Here is a 15,859-nt window from a genome sequence, read left to right as displayed (position 1 = left end):
GTTATTCTGCCGGGACGCTCAGCGCCTGCTCGTGCAGATCTTCCCGGTAAGGTTGAGCAGATCCGGGCAGTTCGCGCTTAATGAAGAAATCTTCGTAGCGGAGCTGCCGCCTCAGAGCGGGCCAGATTTCCTTATATGCGTCGAGGATCGATGCGTTCGGCGCAGGAAGGTCATGCTTGATCTTCTCGTGCAGCTCCGGAAGCCGATGATAGGGCACCATCGGGAACATGTGATGTTCGACGTGATAGTTCATGTTCCAATAGATGAAGCGGCTGATGGGGTTCATATAGACTGTCCGGCTGTTCAAGCGGTGATCCAGAACATTCTCGGCCAAGCCCGCGTGCTGCATGATGCCTGTCATCACGTGGTGCCACGCGCCGTAGAGCCGCGGAAGTCCGATCACCATCAAAGGCAGGATCGACTGCATGGCGACTGCAACCACGATGGTCGCCAAGTAAATCAGAACCCAAATCCGCGCGACTGAAACGACTTTGTGCTGCTCCTGTTCGGGGATATACGTCACCTCTTCGGTGTCGAGGCGCCCAGCAGCATTCAGTAACATCCTCTTCCAGCCGGTCAGAGCATCAATGATCCCGAAGAAGTTCAGAAAGATACGGAAAAGCGCGGGTGGTCGCATCGCAACAATCTCGGGATCGCGGCCGACGATGATCGTGTCGGTATGGTGCCGGGCATGGCTCCAACGCCATGTGACGGGATTCCGGACCATGCAGAACGACGCAATCTGGTAGACGACGTTGTTCATCCAAGGCGTCTTGAACGCGGTCCCGTGACCACATTCGTGCCAGCGGCTGTCCATTGCCGAGCCGTAGAGCACGCCATAGGCCAGCCAGAACGGCGCTGACCACCACGAGGGCCAGAGCGCAATTCCGATGCCCGCGAGGACGATCATCGACCCGAAAAGGATTATTGTATCGCGGATCGCGGGCTTGTCGGAACGCTGCATCAACGCCTTCATCTCCTTGCGGGGGATGTCCGTATGATACCACTCCGCAGTGGCCAGGCCCGTTTCGACGGCACGCTCGGCATCCGGGCCAAGCAGGGAATAGTCGCGCTTCGTCATGATTTCCTCCCGAGACAGCTTCGCCAGTAGATACCCTTGACCATCTGATTCCTGCCATACCCGGGCTTGTAAATCACACCAAATAACATCAGGATGATCTCAGTATTGATGCAATTACCTCAGTAGCCATGAAGTCTCGACGTCCCACTTTGAAAGACCTGGCCGAGGCCGCGGGCGTCGGCGTCGCCACGGTGGACCGGGTCCTGAATGAGCGCCCCAATGTAAGTGAAGCAGCGATTGAGCGCGTGCTCGGCGCCGCCGAACGCATCGGCTATCCGACTGGAAAACTGGAAGCCATCAGACTGGACGCCACGCGACCGATCATCCGATTTGGCTTTGTTCTCCATAAGCCGAGCCAGGAGTTTTATCGAAATTTCGCGCGAGCCCTTGAAGCTGCCGTAGAAGAGCGCGCAGACATACGTGGACGTTGCGATGTGCGTTTCGCGACGTCTCAGGCCCCGTCTGACTTTGCGTCCGAACTAACGCAGATTGCCAAGACAGCAGACGTTCTCGCGACCTCAGCCATTAATCACCCGACTTTGACTGACACAATCCGCACTCTGCAGGATCATGCCAAACCGGTGTTTTCGCTTCTCAATGATGCCGCATCAGGCGTTCAGCAGAGCTATATCGGCCTCGACAACGTCAAGGTCGGACGGATCGCAGGGTGGATGATTGCCACGCAGATCCGTGAACCTGGCAAGGTGGCCGTCTTTATTGGCGGGAACCGGTGGCATGGGCATATCCTGCGCGAGACGGGCCTTAGGAGTTACCTCAGGGACCATGCGTCGCAGCTCGAACTTCTGGATGCCATCGTAAACCTAGAGACGCGGCAAGTCACTTACGAGGCAACGCTTGATCTTCTCGATCGGCATTCCGATCTCCGAGGCATTTACGTGGCAGGCGGCGGGATGGAAGGTGCGATCGAGGCCCTCAGAGAATCCAGACCAGCCGGTAAGGTCGCGTTGATTGTGAACGAGCTGACAAATGAGAGCCGAGACGCCTTGTCCAAACGCTACGTAAGCTTGGTGATCGCTACACCGCTCGATCAGCTTTGTCGTGAGCTCGTCGATTTGATGATCAAAGCGGCGCAAGGCGGCATGTCCGAGAACTCAGGTCAGCACTACCTTCTACCGCAGCTCTTCGTACCGGAATCGCTATAAGGATCAGGCGTCCCGCTCCATGATCCACTCGACCTCAGGTGCAGGAACGAAGCGCCATTTGCGCAAGGGGCCAGCCATTACGTTGAGGTAGTACATCTCGAACCCGTATGGCGCACCACAGGGGTGGTGGCCGCGCGGCACCAAAACGACGTCTCCGTCGGAGACAGCCATCGTTTCATCGAGCAGTCCATCGTCTGTATAAACCCGCTGAATGCCAAATCCAGAGACTGGGTTCAGCCGGTGGTAGTAAGTCTCTTCCAGGTAGGTGATGCGCGGGAAGTCATCTTCGTCGTGTCGATGGCTTGGGTAACTGGACCAGTGGCCCGCGGGTGTGAAGACCTCGGTCACCAACAGGCTGTCGGCGTAGTCCTCGTTCTCCATCGCGATGTTGTTGATGTGGCGGGTGTTTGTGCCCTTACCACGCTCAGTCAAAGTGATCCCATCAGGCCCAATCCGCCGAGCTTCGTGACCGCCCTGACCCGGGGCTGAACAAACAGCGATAATGCAATCGGTTTCAGCCGTGGCCTTCCATTCAGTGCCGTTCGGTAGGTAAAGGCAATGGGGCGGTGTTTTTTCAAACACATTCATCCGGTCGCCAAGAACCCCCCAGTTCTTCCCGGCCCCAGTAATCGCGGCCTTGCCTTCCACAATGACAAGAATGACCTCGCGATGGCCTGTTGCCTCCGCTGCAGTATCCCCCGCCTTTAGATGGTATAAGGAAAAGCCCACGTAGCGCCAGCCCGCGCTTTCCGGGGTGATGCGGTGCACCTCGCCCCGAGTTCCAAAGGGTTTGCGAAGAAGATCGGGCATGAGTGCTGCCTCCTTTAGGCTTTGCGTCGTGCGGACAGTGCATCAAGGGCGCGGTGCAGCGCAGCATCGTCCCAGCCGCGCGCGTAACCGCGGCGCAAGATGTCGGCTTGGGTTTCTGGAGCGTTGCCATCGAGCGGTGGATCAGTGTCGAGGTTCGTGGGGAATGCATAGCCTTCAGCCGTCGCCGCAATGACGGCGTGCGCTTCGGACTGACCAAGCGCCCCGAGCACGGGATAGACGGCGCGGCACATTTTGTCGCGATCAATTGCCTCCATCGCGCGGCCGAAGGGCGATGAGACCTGCAACAGGTTCGCCATCCGGTCAATGTCGCTGCTGCGGTTTTCGCCCGCGGCGTGAAACAGTGCGGGATTGAAGAAGACTGCGTCGCCTTTGTTGAGTGGCAGCTGGATATAGTGATTTTCGAAAAATTCGCTGTGGCCTGTCTGGTGAAACGCGATGTAGCCAGGCGCGTAGCGTTGCGAAAACGGCAAAAGCTTCGTCGGACCGCTGACCAATGGCATATCGCAATGTGCAACCGCGCCCTGAAGGGTCAGCGCGGCGGTCATATCATGGACATGTACGGGATAGCTGGCGGCAGTTTCGGCGGCTTGAAACCCTAAGTGATAGTCGCGATGCGCGCGCTGCGCCTTGCCACCGGGGCGCACTTGATTGACCTGAGCCGTCATCTGGTAATGCGGCCCAAGCCACGCCGTGGAGGCGGCCGCGATTGCCGCGTTAGCGTAATAAGCGGCAAAGCCTTCGGGGTCGCGCAGGCAATGTTTCTGCAGCGCGTTCCAGATGCGATCATTTGCACCGGAGGCCGCGAAGTGATCTCCCTTGCTTGTGCCCTTTGCGCGCTCTTCCTCAATGATCTTGCAAAACACATCTGTCGCGCGATCAATTGTACCCGTATCCGCATAGGCGCGTTTGAGGCAGATCACCCCCGCCCCGCCGCGCAGCACACTTCCCCATTCGGCCAGAAGGTCGGGATTAGAGAGGTCGAGCGCGGGCACATCGTAAATCGGCACGTTCTTTTCGACCGCGCTGGCAAAGGGCACATCTGAGGCTGCGAGACGCTGAAGGATCAATGTCTCAAGCGTCTCGATATCGCCGCTGTCGATCAGGTAGTACCCGCTATCCATCAGTTGACCTGCCACTACCTGATGATCGTGAGGCCCGACTGACCGCAGATGTCGGTGATATGATCATAGCCCAGTTTGGAATAGTCATATGGCGGCGCTTTTGCCGGGTCCTGCTCGGCTTCGACGACGATCCAGCCATTGTAATCCTGTGCCTTCAGCTTGTCCGTGATGGCCTGAAAGTCGATGCACCCGTCGCGATCGCCGGGTACCGAATAGACGCCCGCCGCGACACCGTCGAGGAAGCTCTTGTCTTCCGTGCGCACCCAATCGAGCACGGGCTGGCGCACGTCCTTGAAGTGGACGTGGTGGACGCGGTGGCCCCATTTGTCGAGGACGGCGACAGGATCCGCCCCCGCGAAGTGCAGGTGGCCCGTGTCATAAAGCAGCGTCAGGTCCTCGGTGGAGCCTTCCATCAGCCAGTCGATGTCTTCGGCATCCTGCACCATGGCGCCCATGTGGTGGTGGTAGCTAAGCACAACACCTTGATCCTTCGACCATTTTGCCAGTTCCGAGAGCCTTGTGCCATAGGCCATGACCTCATCTCGGCTCAGCTTTGGGCGCTGGCTGATCGGTTGGCCGATATTGCCCTGAATGGTGTTGGAGCATTCGGCATAGACGATGCAGGGGGCGTTCAACGCGGCGAACTGATCGACCTGTTCGCGGATCGCGGCCTGTTCGTCGGCCAGATCATTCACCATCAGATTGCCCGAACACCAACCGCCACACAGCGCGACACCGTAGCGGTCGAGATAGGCGCGCAGCCCTTCGGTGTCCGCAGGCATCCGGCGTCCGCGCTCGACGCCCGCGTAGCCGATCTTCGCGGCATCTTCCATAGCACCTTCGGTGGTGTAATCCTTCGTCAGTTCCGGCAGATCGTCATTCTGCCAGGCAATCAGGGATATGCCGATCTTCACACTCATCAGTCTGCTCGCTGGGCTTTCTTGTTTTCGATGTATTTATCACGGGCGGCGTTCACTTCGGCGCGGTCCGAGACTTCCGGCACGCCAACGTCCCACCAGGTGCCACCGGGTTCGGTGGATGGATAGGGGTCGGTGTCGATGACGACCACGTAGGGGCCCTTGATGCTGTCCCGTTTGGCCAGCGCCTCTTCCAGTTCGGCAATTGACCCGACCTTGACCGAGGTCGCGCCCATCGCCTCCGCATGTTTGGCGAAGTCGATGTTGGAGTTTTCGCCACCGATCGCATGGTCCAGCAGATTGTTGAACTCCGCGCCACCGCAGCCCATCTGCAGCCGGTTGATGCAGCCATAACCGCGGTTGTCGGTGACCACGACGGTGAAGGAAATGCCCATCATGGCGGCGGTAGCCATCTCGGAGTTGGCCATCATATAGGTGCCGTCTCCCGTGAAGCAGATGACATCACGCTCAGGCTCGGCCATCTTTATGCCCATGGCGCCCGCGATTTCATAACCCATGCAGGAGAAGCCGTATTCCATGTGATAAGATCCGGGCTGCCCCGCCTTCCAGAGCTTGTGCAGCTCGCCTGGCATTGTGCCAGCGGCGCACATTGCCACAGTGTTTTCGTTCGCGGCGCGCTGCACGGCACCGATCACCTGCATGTCGGTGGCAAGGGCGTTGGTGTCATTCGGGGCATCCGTCAGGGGATCGACACTGGCAAACCAGTCGGCTTTGAGAGACGCCGATGGTGTCTCTACCTTGTAGTCACCAAGCGCCGCCCCGATCGCTTCCAACCCGACCTTGGCATCGGCGCAGACCGGTTTGGCCCCGTGCTTCATCGCATCATAGGCGGCGACGTTTAGGCTGATGAGTTGACGGCCCGGATTTGCGAACAAGCCCCAGGACCCGGTTGTGAAATCCTGAAACCGCGTGCCGACACCGATCACCACGTCCGCTTCGGCACAACGCGTGTTTGCACTTGCGGCACCTGTCACGCCGATGGGGCCAAGATTGAGCGGATGGTCCCAGGGCAGAGCCGATTTACCCGCCTGCGTCTCGACTATTGGAATGCCGTGCTTCTCAGCAAAAACCTTCAAAGCATCGTGCGCGTCCGCGTAGTGCACGCCGCCACCTGCCACGATTACGGGCTTTTTCCCCGCGCTGATGATCCCGGCCACCTTTTCCACTTCGTGCGGATCGGGATGCGGGCGGCGAATGGTCCAGACCTTCGGTTCGAAGAAGCTAACGGGATAGTCGAAGGCTTCGGCCTGCACATCCTGACAAAACGATAGGCAGACCGGCCCGCATTCTGCGGGGTCCGTCATCACCCGGAAGGCACGCGGCAGGGCCGTCAATAGATGTTCGGGCCGGCTTATCCTGTCAAAGTACCTTGTTACAGGCTTGAAGGTATCGTTCACGCTGACGGTGCCATCGCCAAAATTTTCAACCTGTTGCAGCACCGGGTCGGGACCACGATTGGCAAAAACATCGCCTGGTAAAAGCAGCAGCGGCAACCGATTAACATGGGCAAGCGCCGCCGCCGTAACCATGTTCGCCGCCCCCGGCCCAATCGACGAGGTGACAGCCATCGCCCGTTTTCGGCGCAGTTGCTTGGAATAGGCGATCGCGGCATGGCACATCGTCTGTTCGTTGTGCCCCCGGTAGGTCGGCAAGGCATCGCGTGAGGCATAAAGTGCTTCACCCAACCCCGCCACATTGCCATGTCCGAAGATCGCCCAGCATCCGGCGATAAACGGCTCGTCATTTTCAGTAAGTTGCGCGGTCAGGTAACGCACCAGGGCCTGAGCCGCTGTCAGTCGGATTGTATCTGTCATGCCGCGTCCTTCGTGAAATGGCTGCGTGCCTTATCCCATATGCCGCACAAGCGGGCGTAATTGTCTGCCATTTCCGTGATGGCCTCATCGTTGGTCATTTCGCCTTTCAGCCAAGCGCGGGCAGCATTGCCGAAGATCGTGCGGCCAACTGCGAAACCTTTGACCAAAGGCTGTTTGGCAGCCAGCGCGAAGCTGGTGGCAAGCTCTGCTTCTGGTGCGTCGAGACCCAGGACGACGATCCCACGTGTCCTTGGGTCATTCCGCTCGATGGCCGCGACGGCATTGGCCCATGCAGCATCAGTCTTGAACGGCTCCAGCTTCCACCAGTCGGGATAAATGCCTGCGTCGTAGAAGGTTTGAATCAGGGTGGCTGAGGTCGTGTCATCGATCGGACCGACTTTTGAAGGGATGATCTCCAGCAGGAATTCCAAGCCGTTGCGCCGCGCCGCCGTGAATAACCGCTTCACGCGCGCCACCTGCATCTTCGCAGTCTTGTCGTCATCATCGGGATGGCAGAAGACCAGCAGCTTGACCACGTTCTCCCGCGCCCATTCGCGAAGGCGGCCGAGGTCGTCGCCCAACTCGGGTTCGAACTCGATTGGCCGTGATCCGGGCAACTCGGTCGGGCGACCGATCCATAGGCCAGAGCCGGTGGCGCGATGTAGTGCTGACCGCCCGATCCGGTTGTCACATAGGATGCCGAAGCCCGCCTGCCCGTTCTGCACCTTCAACGCCGCATCGAGGCAAAGCTCCTTGAACGCCGCGCCCTTGTCCCTCGTATAGCCGTCCATCTCTTCGAGTTGCAGCCGATGGTCGAAGGCGAAGGTCTTGACCGAAGACCAGTCGCCCGCACGGTTGGTCGCCCAATGCACCTGCTCCAGCTCCGCATCGTTGCGCAGATCAGGCCGTTTGATCCCGCGCTCAAAGAAGAACTGCAGCTCTTCCCAGCTTGGATAGGCCGGCGTGCAGCCGTGACGGCTGACCGCGAAGGCCCCGCAGGCGTTGGCATATTTCAGCGCGGTCGGCCAATCCTCACCATCGAGCCAGCCCTTCAGCAGACCGGACATGAACCCGTCGCCCGCGCCCAGCACATTGAAGACCTCGATCGGAAACCCTGGCCCGGCTTCGCCATCGTCAAGGCTGTCGGGCACATCGCCCGTAAACGCCACAGCGCCCGCCGCGCCCCGCTTGCACACCAGCGACGCGCCGGACACCGCCCGCACTGCGCGCAGGGCTTCAATCGTGTCGGTCGACCCGCCGGCGATGTGAAACTCTTCTTCTGTGCCGACGATCAGGTCGAACAGGTGCAGGGTGGATTGCAGTTTCTCGGTCACGGCTGCACTTTCGACAAAGCGGCTTTCGCCATCGCCATGCCCCGCGACGCCCCAGAGGTTTGGGCGGTAGTCAATGTCGAGCGCGGTCTGCTGGCCATTTGCCCGCGCAATCTCCAGCGCCTTCAGCGTCGCCGCCTCCACCTGGGGGTGGCTCAGATGCGTGCCGGTCGCCACAATGGCGCGGGCGCTCTTGATGAAGTTCGCGTCAATGTCATCGGCGGTCAGACCCATATCCGCACAGTTCTCGCGGTAGAAGATCAGCGGAAACTGCTCCTGATCCCGGATGCCCAGCAGAACGAGTGCCGTCAGCCGCTCGGGGTCAACTTTCACGCCATTGGTGTCCACGCCCTCACGCTGCAACTGCTCGGTGATGAAACGCCCCATGTGTTCGTCACCCACACCCGTGATCACCGCTGACTTCAGACCCAGCCGCGCCGTCCCGCAGGCGATGTTCGTGGGCGAGCCGCCGATATACTTATCGAAAGAGCCCATATCCTCCAACCGCCCGCCGATCTGTGCGCCATAAAGGTCAACCGAGGATCGGCCGATTGTGATGAGATCAAGTGTCTTGGACATGTCTGAATCCTATCCCATACGTTCCGAGGCGTAGGAGCCCGGCGATGGCGGAAAGACCACCGTCTTGTTTCCATTCAGGAAGACCCTACCATTCACATGGGCATGGATCGCCCGCGCAAAGACCTGAGCTTCAACGTCTCGCCCCAGCGAAACGTAGTCCTCTGGCGACTGCGCGTGGGTGACGCGGATCGTGTCCTGTTCGATGATCGGACCTTCGTCGAGATCGGCGGTGACGTAGTGCGACGTCGCACCAATCAGTTTCACACCCTTTTCGAAAGCTTGCTTGTAGGGATTGGCCCCCTTGAACGACGGCAAGAACGAGTGGTGGATGTTGATGATCCGCCCGGACATCTTTTCACACATGGCGTTGGACAGAATCTGCATATAGCGGGCGAGCACGATCAGTTCCGCGCCGATGTCTTCGACAACCTGCATGATCCGCGCTTCGGCTTCCGGTTTGTTCTCTTTGGTAACCTTGATGCAGTGGAACGGGATATCGTGGTTCACCACGACCTTTTGATAGTCCATGTGGTTCGAGATCACTCCCACGATGTCGATAGGCAACGCCCCGATACGCCAGCGGTACAGCAAATCGTTCAGGCAATGACCGAAACGAGACACCATGATGACGACCTTGCGCTTCGTCGCTTCGTCAAAGAACTCGGCATCCATGCCAAAGCTTTCGCGAACGTGCGCGAAAGCCCCGGAGAGGTCATCGAGTCCCCTGCCCTCTTCCGACTGGAAGCTGACGCGCATGAAAAACGATCCCGTTTCGGCATCATCGAATTGCGCGCTGTCGGTAATGTTGCATCCCTGCTCCGCCAGAAATGTCGAGATCGCCGAAACGATTCCGCGGCGGGATTTACATTGAACACGGAGAGCAAAACTGGTCATGCGGATCTCAAGACCTCCGAAATCTTGACGACACGTCCTTCGGCTACGGATTTCAGCGATGCATCGGCCAGGGCCAATGCCATCATGCCGTCGTGGCCGGTGGTCGGGGTCACCCCCCCGTTCGTCACCGCGTCGACGAAAGAAGCGATTTCGTTGGCGTAGGCGTTCACGTATCGCGACATGAAAAAGTTAAGAAGCGGGGGCCGGACATAGCCCGTGCCATCGGCAATCTCGATATTTGCCTCGCGGTGGTTTTCCGCAGAGACAGAGCCTTTCGATCCTAGGACTTCAATGCGTTGGTCATAACCATAAGTCGCACGGCGCGTATTGGTGATGGTACACTGTTTGCCGCTTGCAGTTGTGAGGATGACGTTGACGCTGTCGTAATCGCCGAGCTCGCCGATTTTCTTATCGGTCAGGACCGATGCCGCGGCCTGCACAGACTCGACCTCCTCGCCCAACAGCCAGCGCGCGACGTCGAAATCGTGAATGGTCATGTCGCGGAAGATGCCGCCGGAGACCTTGATGTAGTCGTATGGAGGCGGACCTGGGTCGCGGCTTGTCAGGGTGATCATTTCAACATCGCCGATGCGGCCGTCGTCAATGGCCTGTTTCAACGCCATGAAGTCGGGGTCGAAACGGCGCTGGAAACCCACCATCAGGGTCGCATTCTCTGCCTTGAGGGTCTCAAGGCAATCCCTCACGCGGTCGAGACTCAGATCGACGGGCTTCTCGCAGAAGACCGCCTTACCGGCTTTCGCGAATTGCTCAATAAGATCGGCATGCGTGTTGGTCGGCGTGCAGATCAGGACCGCATCCACATCGTCGCTGGCTGCGATCTTGTCGATTGATCGGATGTCGCAGCCATAGGCATCGGACAATTGTTTTGCGGTCTCGGCCATGGGATCGGAAATTGCGATCAACTGCGCGTTCTGTGTCGACGACACGGCCCGCGCGTGTACTTGGCCGATGCGACCGGCCCCCAGAATTGCGATACGAAGGGTCATTTATTGTCTCCTTGGCAAGCAGTCACCGCAGCTGGGCGAACCGGCCTTTTGATTTCAACGATTTGGCCCGTGGTCGCACTGACCCGGGCGGCTTCCAGAACTGCTACCGTGTGGATTGTATCTGATGGAAGGACTGGTGGTGTTCCGCCGTGGCTCACAGCGCTTGCGAATGCTTCATAAAAGTCTGTGTATCGTGACGGAACAGACGGCACACGGCGCGCCGAGCCATCCGTGTAGAGCGTCCCCCACGAGTCTTCGGTCTCGGCTCCCCAGTCGGGGCGGCCCCCAACGGGCAGGTCGCCGCTCAGGACCGCAGCGACCTGTGCATCGCCACCGTTCACGACGAAAGCGCCAGACTCTCCATAAGCGCGGAGTTCACGCGCGTGCAAATGGTTTGCCTTGCTGGCTTCGATGTGACTGCTGGCACCGCTCGCATGAAGCAAGTTGACCACGAAACCGACATCGGTTCTGCCGCCCGGAACGTCGCCCTGTACGGTTTGCGCGAAGACCGAGGTCGCCGGTCCCAAGAGCCACAACATCTGGTCAACGATGTGACTTCCGAGATCCCCGAGAAGACCGCCTTCAGGACCCGGCAGCAAACCGTCGAGTGAAGGGAAATCCATCCGATTGTGAACCCGCTGCACCCGACCCAGATCGCCGTTCTGGACCAATGCGGCAAGCGTGCGCAGATCGGAATCCCAGCGGCGGTTTTGAAACGCGCTGATGACAACGCCCTGTTCCTCTGCTGCGCGAATCATCCTTTCGGCATCGGCAGCGTGAAAGGCGAAAGGCTTGTCTGCGACGACATGCAGACCCGCCCTGATCGCCTCGAGGACCAGCGAAACCCGCGTTGTGGGAGGTGTCGTGATTGTAACTGCATCGACGACTTCCGCAGCGATCATGTCCGAAAGGCTAGCGAACACGGGAACACCGGGAAAGTCGGCCCGGACGTTGGCAACCGTTTCAGGCGAACGGGCGACGACACCGGCCAAATCAACGCCGTTGGCGGCCTTGATGAAAGGCGCGTGAAAGCGACGACCGCCAAAGCCGAAACCTACTAGACCGAGTTTCATATTTTACTCACCAAGAAAGCTGTCCCGCATCTCAAATGCACTCTCAACTGGCTGCCTGCTTTGATTTCAGGCTGCGTCTTCGTAGCCGACCTGCGTCTTGGCACCTGTGATATACGCGACAACGTCTTCGCCGTTGGTTTCCTCCTTCTTGAGGTCGGCGCAAATTCGGCCACGCCGAAAAACCACGATGCGGTCCACAAGGTCCATGACTTGGCGCATGTTGTGGCTGACGAGGATCAGCGGTTCGCCTGCTTCCTTTAGCGTACGGATGATGTTTTCGACCTGTGCCGTCTCCTGAACGCCAAGCGCTGCGGTCGGTTCGTCCATGATCGTCAGTTTCGAATGGAAGGTCGCGGTCCGTGCGATCGCTACACATTGCCGCTGGCCGCCTGACATCCGCTCGATCGAGCCCCGAATATTGGGAATCTTGACCCCGGTTTTTTCCAACGCATCGAGCGTACGCTGGCGCATCGCTTTGTAGTCAAGGATCGAGAAAGGCCCGAGCTTCCACTTGATGATCTCGCGTCCCAGGAAGAGGTTGTCTGGAACATCAAGCTGATCGGCCAGCGCCAAGGTCTGAAAGACCGTCTCGATTCCGGCGTTGCGAGCTTCGAGTGGGCCAGCGAAATGCACCGGTTGACCGTCGAAGATGATCTCGCCGCGGGTCCGTTCCTCCACCCCCGTAATTTGGCGCACAAAGGTCGATTTTCCGGCGCCGTTGTCGCCCATAATCGCCACGTGCTCACCTTTGCGAAGCGTGAAGTTGGCACCCTCCAGCGCATGCACGCCGCCGTAGTGTTTGGTCAAATCCTTTGTTTCGAGTATGATTTCGCCCAAAGGGGCTGAGGAATGCGGTGCCTCTTCCCCGGAGATATTGGTCTGCAAATCGCTTGCCATGATGTTCTCCTCCCTCAGGCCTTGGCGGCCGCGCGCTGTTGCCGGTACTGGTCAAGGACCACGGCGCCGATGATGATCGCCCCCATCGCCATCAACTGATAGAAGGCGTCGAGTTTGATGTAGGTGAAGCCGGACTGGATCACGCCGAAAACCATGGCGCCGAGAACGGTCCCAATGATCGAACCACGGCCACCGGTCAGGCTGACGCCGCCGATCACCGCCATGGCGATTGCGTAGAGTTCGTAAAACTGGCCCATACCGGCCTGCGCCGTAAGGTTCTTCGAACTCAATACGATGGCGGCAAATGCTGCCAGCATAGAGGCGATCATATAAACCATGATTTTGTGGCGGCGCACATTGATCCCGGACATCCGAGCGGCTTCTTCGTTTGAGCCGATGGCGTAGGTATGCTTGCCATAAACCGTATACCGCATGATGAGATGCAGCAGGATCGCCAAGCCGATGAACCAGACCACTGGCATCATTCCCGAGCCTATCCATGCATATTGATCAGTCGGGAAAGACACAGGCTGACCTTTGGTCCACCACTGCGAAATGCCGCGGCAGATGAGGAACATGCCCAGCGTCGCGATGAATGGTGGGATCTTCGCGAAAGCGATGAAAAACCCGTTGATCGATCCGATCAGCGCGCCGAACAACAACCCTACGATCAGCGGGGCAATGACGGGCAGATCAAAAGCCCAGTCGCCAAAGACCGCCTTTGGGTTCGGGTTGCCGTTAACCAGTTCGGTCTGTGCGAATGACATCACGATCATCGCTGCCGCACCGACCAGGGGACCCGACGACAGGTCGATCCCGCCGGAGATGATGACCTGCGTCACGCCGAGAGAGATGATTCCGATAATCGCGACCTGCAGGATGATGATCTTGATCCGGGCCATATTGAGAATGGTCCCGTCGCGCGCTTCGTTGAAATCGAAGAGCATGCTCTGGTTGTTCATGTAAGGCAGGATCTGGCCAAGCGCCTCGAACAGCACAATGATCAGCACAAGCGCCAGGAAGACGTTGAATTCATTCGGCCAGGCCCTCTTCTTCTTGTCGAAGATCAGCCCGCCAATCCCGTGTGATGTTTGGTCCGCCATTCCCGTCTCCTCCCACGAAAGGGCCCCGATTTTTTCGTGGGAACGGCGCCAGAAAACGCCGCTCCCCTTTGTTCAGACCTTGTGAAGATCAGTTCTGCGAAAGGTAGTCGTCGATGTTGGCCGGAGTGACGAGCTCGAAAGGAATGTAGACCTTCTGAGCAACCTCTTCGCCGTTTGCCAGGGCGATAGCAGCATTGAGCGCGCCGGAGCCCTGCCCGGCCGCATTCTGGAAGACCGTGACGTCAAGATCGCCCGCCTGCATGGCGGCGAGAGCATCCTGGGTTGCATCAACGCCACCCACGACGATGACGTCCATATCGAGACCGGCAGCCTTCATGGCCTGGATCGCACCAATTGCCATCTCGTCGTTGTTGGCGATGACAGCGTCGAACTCTTCACCTGAGGACAGCCAGTTGGTCATCAGGTTCGTAGCTTGTTCACGCGACCAGTTTGCGGTCTGACGATCAATGATCTCGATGAAGTTGCACATGTCCATGCCGATGACATCATCGACGTCCTTCGTACGCTGGACAGCCGCCTGGTTCGACAGTTCGCCCATCATCAGATAGGCGCGTGCGCCGTCACCTTTGCCTTGGCCTCGCAGAATCTTGCAAATCTCGAAGGTTTCCAGCGTGCCGGATTCGATCTCGTTCGATGCCACAAAGGCCTGGTTGTCGGGCAGTGTGTCGACGTTGATTGGCTGGCGGTTCACATAGACGAGTGGCACGCCAGCTGCTGCGGCTGCTTGCGTCATCGCCTCGGTCGCCGAGGTGTCAACCGGGTTTACGATGATCGCATCGACGCCGGAAGCGATAAAGTTGTTGATCTGGTCGAGCTGACGCGCAACGTCGTTCTGTGCGTCCTCAATCTGAACATCAACGCCATCCATGCCATCAGCCATCTCCTGAATTCCGTTCCGTAGAACGGTCAGAAAGTTGTCGTCGAAGAGCGCCATAGACACGCCGACGTCCTGAGCCCAGGCGCTAGTGGTCATCATGATGGCGGCGGCACTTGCCATAAGGGTCTTTTTCATTGGGTTCCTCCCTTTGTAGGTGTCCGGCGCACCAATTCCCTTGCCGGAGGCCCCGTCATGGGGCGGTTGCTCCTCCCCTCAGGCGGCGTGCGCCTGAAGCTGAGAGGAAATAAAGTCAAACGAGCGCTTGATCTCTGTGTAGGGATCGTCAATCGCATGTGTTTCAGGTGAAAAACATTCATATGAGATCGGACCATCGTAGCCGGCCGCGATCAGAGCCGCGATTTGCTCCACATTGCCAAGGCGGTCGCGTGCGTCGACCAGCACGCGATGCTCGTCTTCCATCTGTGCCAAGGTAAGATTCTGATCTACTACAGCCGAGATATGCACGATTCCTGTCATCTCCGGATAAATCGGACCACCGTCAGCCAACGTGTGATGGAAGGTGTCATGGACGATCTTGAAATGATCTTGCCCCCCGATCGAGGTGATCGTCTCGACCAGTTCTGTCTTCGAGCGTAGCGACGAGCGCAGGAAGCCGAGAGGTTCAACAAGAGCTGTCATCTCGGCGTCCTGCAACAAAGGCAGCACGCCTTTAAGCGCGACCCGAAGGTTCGCTTGCCGCTCACCGTTTCCGAGTGCGGTGCCGTCGTTCCGCGGGATTAGACTAATTGTTTCTGCGCCAGAGGCCTTGGCCGTTGCGATGAGCGCCTTGACAGCGTCCTCGCGCGCCGAAGTCCAATCGTTGAACGGATAGACTTGGCTCAGTCCAACGAGGCGCAGACCCTTGTCTTGCGCAATGCGTCCCGCTTCTACCGGATCCAGATTATCGAACAGAGGGCGGGGTATGTCATTGCGGACTTCGACGCCAACACAGCCAAGCTTCTTGGCCAGATCAAGAAATGACACATAGCCGAGGTTGGGTACGGTCATGTGGTTCAAAGCTGTCTGCATTTTCCCTCCCCTGCCGAATCCTCCATCCGGCGCTGTTCATGACGATTGCGCCGACTTGCGGATTCAGTCAATCAAGGGAGCGGTATTTAACGTCATTAAT

Annotated in this window: 14 protein-coding genes; 1 reads left to right on the top strand and 13 read right to left on the bottom strand. The window is 58.6% G+C overall.

The genetic code is table 11. The annotated features are described in order from the left end of the window. Window position 1: 1 nt before the first annotated feature. Entirely contained in the window at window positions 2-1,081 is a 1,080-nt protein-coding gene (locus ACP15K_RS15970) for a fatty acid desaturase family protein (RefSeq protein WP_424990971.1), read from the bottom strand. Between the two features lie 149 nt (window positions 1,082-1,230). Here ACP15K_RS15970 and ACP15K_RS15965 point away from each other — a divergent pair, with 149 nt between their 5' ends. Further along, complete coding sequence (locus tag ACP15K_RS15965) at window positions 1,231-2,244, top strand: LacI family DNA-binding transcriptional regulator (RefSeq protein ID WP_424990970.1); 1,014 nt, start codon at window positions 1,231-1,233, stop codon at window positions 2,242-2,244. 3 nt (window positions 2,245-2,247) lie between these two features. On the opposite strand, the gene iolB is transcribed toward ACP15K_RS15965, so the two are convergent. From iolB to ACP15K_RS15905, 12 genes are all read right to left on the bottom strand, one after another. Beyond that, entirely contained in the window at window positions 2,248-3,054 is an 807-nt protein-coding gene (gene iolB, locus ACP15K_RS15960; RefSeq protein ID WP_424990969.1) for a 5-deoxy-glucuronate isomerase, read from the bottom strand. Between the two features lie 14 nt (window positions 3,055-3,068). Beyond that, window positions 3,069-4,196 (bottom strand): phytanoyl-CoA dioxygenase family protein, encoded by a 1,128-nt coding sequence (locus ACP15K_RS15955; protein WP_424990968.1) that lies wholly within the window; start codon window positions 4,194-4,196, stop codon window positions 3,069-3,071. Between the two features lie 14 nt (window positions 4,197-4,210). Next, window positions 4,211-5,116, bottom strand: a complete 906-nt coding sequence (gene iolE / locus ACP15K_RS15950; RefSeq protein ID WP_424990967.1) for a myo-inosose-2 dehydratase — start codon at window positions 5,114-5,116, stop codon at window positions 4,211-4,213. Beyond that, window positions 5,116-6,948 (bottom strand): 3D-(3,5/4)-trihydroxycyclohexane-1,2-dione acylhydrolase (decyclizing), encoded by a 1,833-nt coding sequence (iolD, locus tag ACP15K_RS15945; protein ID WP_424990966.1) that lies wholly within the window; start codon window positions 6,946-6,948, stop codon window positions 5,116-5,118. Before iolD ends, iolE begins: the two co-directional genes overlap by 1 nt. Further along, window positions 6,945-8,858: a bifunctional 5-dehydro-2-deoxygluconokinase/5-dehydro-2-deoxyphosphogluconate aldolase gene (locus ACP15K_RS15940; protein WP_424990965.1), complete on the bottom strand. Its 1,914-nt coding sequence runs from the start codon at window positions 8,856-8,858 to the stop codon at window positions 6,945-6,947. The genes iolD and ACP15K_RS15940 overlap by 4 nt, the downstream gene beginning before the upstream one ends. 9 nt (window positions 8,859-8,867) lie before the next feature. Continuing rightward, window positions 8,868-9,752, bottom strand: coding sequence for a formyltetrahydrofolate deformylase (gene purU / locus ACP15K_RS15935; protein WP_424990964.1), 885 nt, complete (start codon window positions 9,750-9,752; stop codon window positions 8,868-8,870). Next, the gene (gene iolG, locus ACP15K_RS15930; protein WP_424990963.1) at window positions 9,749-10,759 is read right to left on the bottom strand and encodes an inositol 2-dehydrogenase; all 1,011 of its coding nucleotides are present in this window, start codon (window positions 10,757-10,759) and stop codon (window positions 9,749-9,751) included. The genes purU and iolG overlap by 4 nt, the downstream gene beginning before the upstream one ends. After that, entirely contained in the window at window positions 10,756-11,832 is a 1,077-nt protein-coding gene (locus ACP15K_RS15925) for a Gfo/Idh/MocA family protein (RefSeq protein WP_424990962.1), read from the bottom strand. Before ACP15K_RS15925 ends, iolG begins: the two co-directional genes overlap by 4 nt. A gap of 66 nt (window positions 11,833-11,898) precedes the next feature. After that, a complete protein-coding gene (locus tag ACP15K_RS15920; RefSeq protein WP_424990961.1) occupies window positions 11,899-12,729 on the bottom strand; it encodes an ATP-binding cassette domain-containing protein in 831 nt (276 codons plus the stop codon). A 14-nt stretch (window positions 12,730-12,743) separates the two neighbouring features. Next, window positions 12,744-13,832, bottom strand: a complete 1,089-nt coding sequence (locus ACP15K_RS15915; protein ID WP_424990960.1) for an ABC transporter permease — start codon at window positions 13,830-13,832, stop codon at window positions 12,744-12,746. Between the two features lie 88 nt (window positions 13,833-13,920). Continuing rightward, window positions 13,921-14,865 carry a sugar ABC transporter substrate-binding protein gene (locus ACP15K_RS15910; protein ID WP_424990959.1) on the bottom strand — a complete coding sequence of 315 codons (945 nt, stop codon included), beginning with the start codon at window positions 14,863-14,865 and terminating at the stop codon, window positions 13,921-13,923. 78 nt (window positions 14,866-14,943) lie between these two features. Then, the gene (locus ACP15K_RS15905) at window positions 14,944-15,738 is read right to left on the bottom strand and encodes a TIM barrel protein (RefSeq protein ID WP_424990958.1); all 795 of its coding nucleotides are present in this window, start codon (window positions 15,736-15,738) and stop codon (window positions 14,944-14,946) included. Window positions 15,739-15,859: the final 121 nt, after the last annotated feature.

The organism is Fluviibacterium sp. S390 (assembly GCF_049800695.1).
In the GTDB taxonomy this organism is placed as follows: domain Bacteria; phylum Pseudomonadota; class Alphaproteobacteria; order Rhodobacterales; family Rhodobacteraceae; genus Meridianimarinicoccus.
The sequence above is the reverse complement of the archived record's forward strand: the minus strand, read 5'-3'. Positions and strand labels throughout refer to the sequence as shown.

What these genes read in the sequence shown, in the direction of transcription:
- iolG (WP_424990963.1), bottom strand. Translation starts at nt 10,759, where the DNA reads ATGACCCTTCGTATCGCAATTCTGGGGGCCGGTCGCATCGGCCAAGTA.
- purU (WP_424990964.1), bottom strand. Translation starts at nt 9,752, where the DNA reads ATGACCAGTTTTGCTCTCCGTGTTCAATGTAAATCCCGCCGCGGAATC.
- ACP15K_RS15905 (WP_424990958.1), bottom strand. Translation starts at nt 15,738, where the DNA reads ATGACCGTACCCAACCTCGGCTATGTGTCATTTCTTGATCTGGCCAAG.
- ACP15K_RS15970 (WP_424990971.1), bottom strand. Translation starts at nt 1,081, where the DNA reads ATGACGAAGCGCGACTATTCCCTGCTTGGCCCGGATGCCGAGCGTGCC.
- ACP15K_RS15910 (WP_424990959.1), bottom strand. Translation starts at nt 14,865, where the DNA reads ATGAAAAAGACCCTTATGGCAAGTGCCGCCGCCATCATGATGACCACT.
- ACP15K_RS15940 (WP_424990965.1), bottom strand. Translation starts at nt 8,858, where the DNA reads ATGTCCAAGACACTTGATCTCATCACAATCGGCCGATCCTCGGTTGAC.
- ACP15K_RS15955 (WP_424990968.1), bottom strand. Translation starts at nt 4,196, where the DNA reads ATGGATAGCGGGTACTACCTGATCGACAGCGGCGATATCGAGACGCTT.
- ACP15K_RS15915 (WP_424990960.1), bottom strand. Translation starts at nt 13,832, where the DNA reads ATGGCGGACCAAACATCACACGGGATTGGCGGGCTGATCTTCGACAAG.
- iolB (WP_424990969.1), bottom strand. Translation starts at nt 3,054, where the DNA reads ATGCCCGATCTTCTTCGCAAACCCTTTGGAACTCGGGGCGAGGTGCAC.
- iolE (WP_424990967.1), bottom strand. Translation starts at nt 5,116, where the DNA reads ATGAGTGTGAAGATCGGCATATCCCTGATTGCCTGGCAGAATGACGAT.
- ACP15K_RS15925 (WP_424990962.1), bottom strand. Translation starts at nt 11,832, where the DNA reads ATGAAACTCGGTCTAGTAGGTTTCGGCTTTGGCGGTCGTCGCTTTCAC.
- iolD (WP_424990966.1), bottom strand. Translation starts at nt 6,948, where the DNA reads ATGACAGATACAATCCGACTGACAGCGGCTCAGGCCCTGGTGCGTTAC.
- ACP15K_RS15920 (WP_424990961.1), bottom strand. Translation starts at nt 12,729, where the DNA reads ATGGCAAGCGATTTGCAGACCAATATCTCCGGGGAAGAGGCACCGCAT.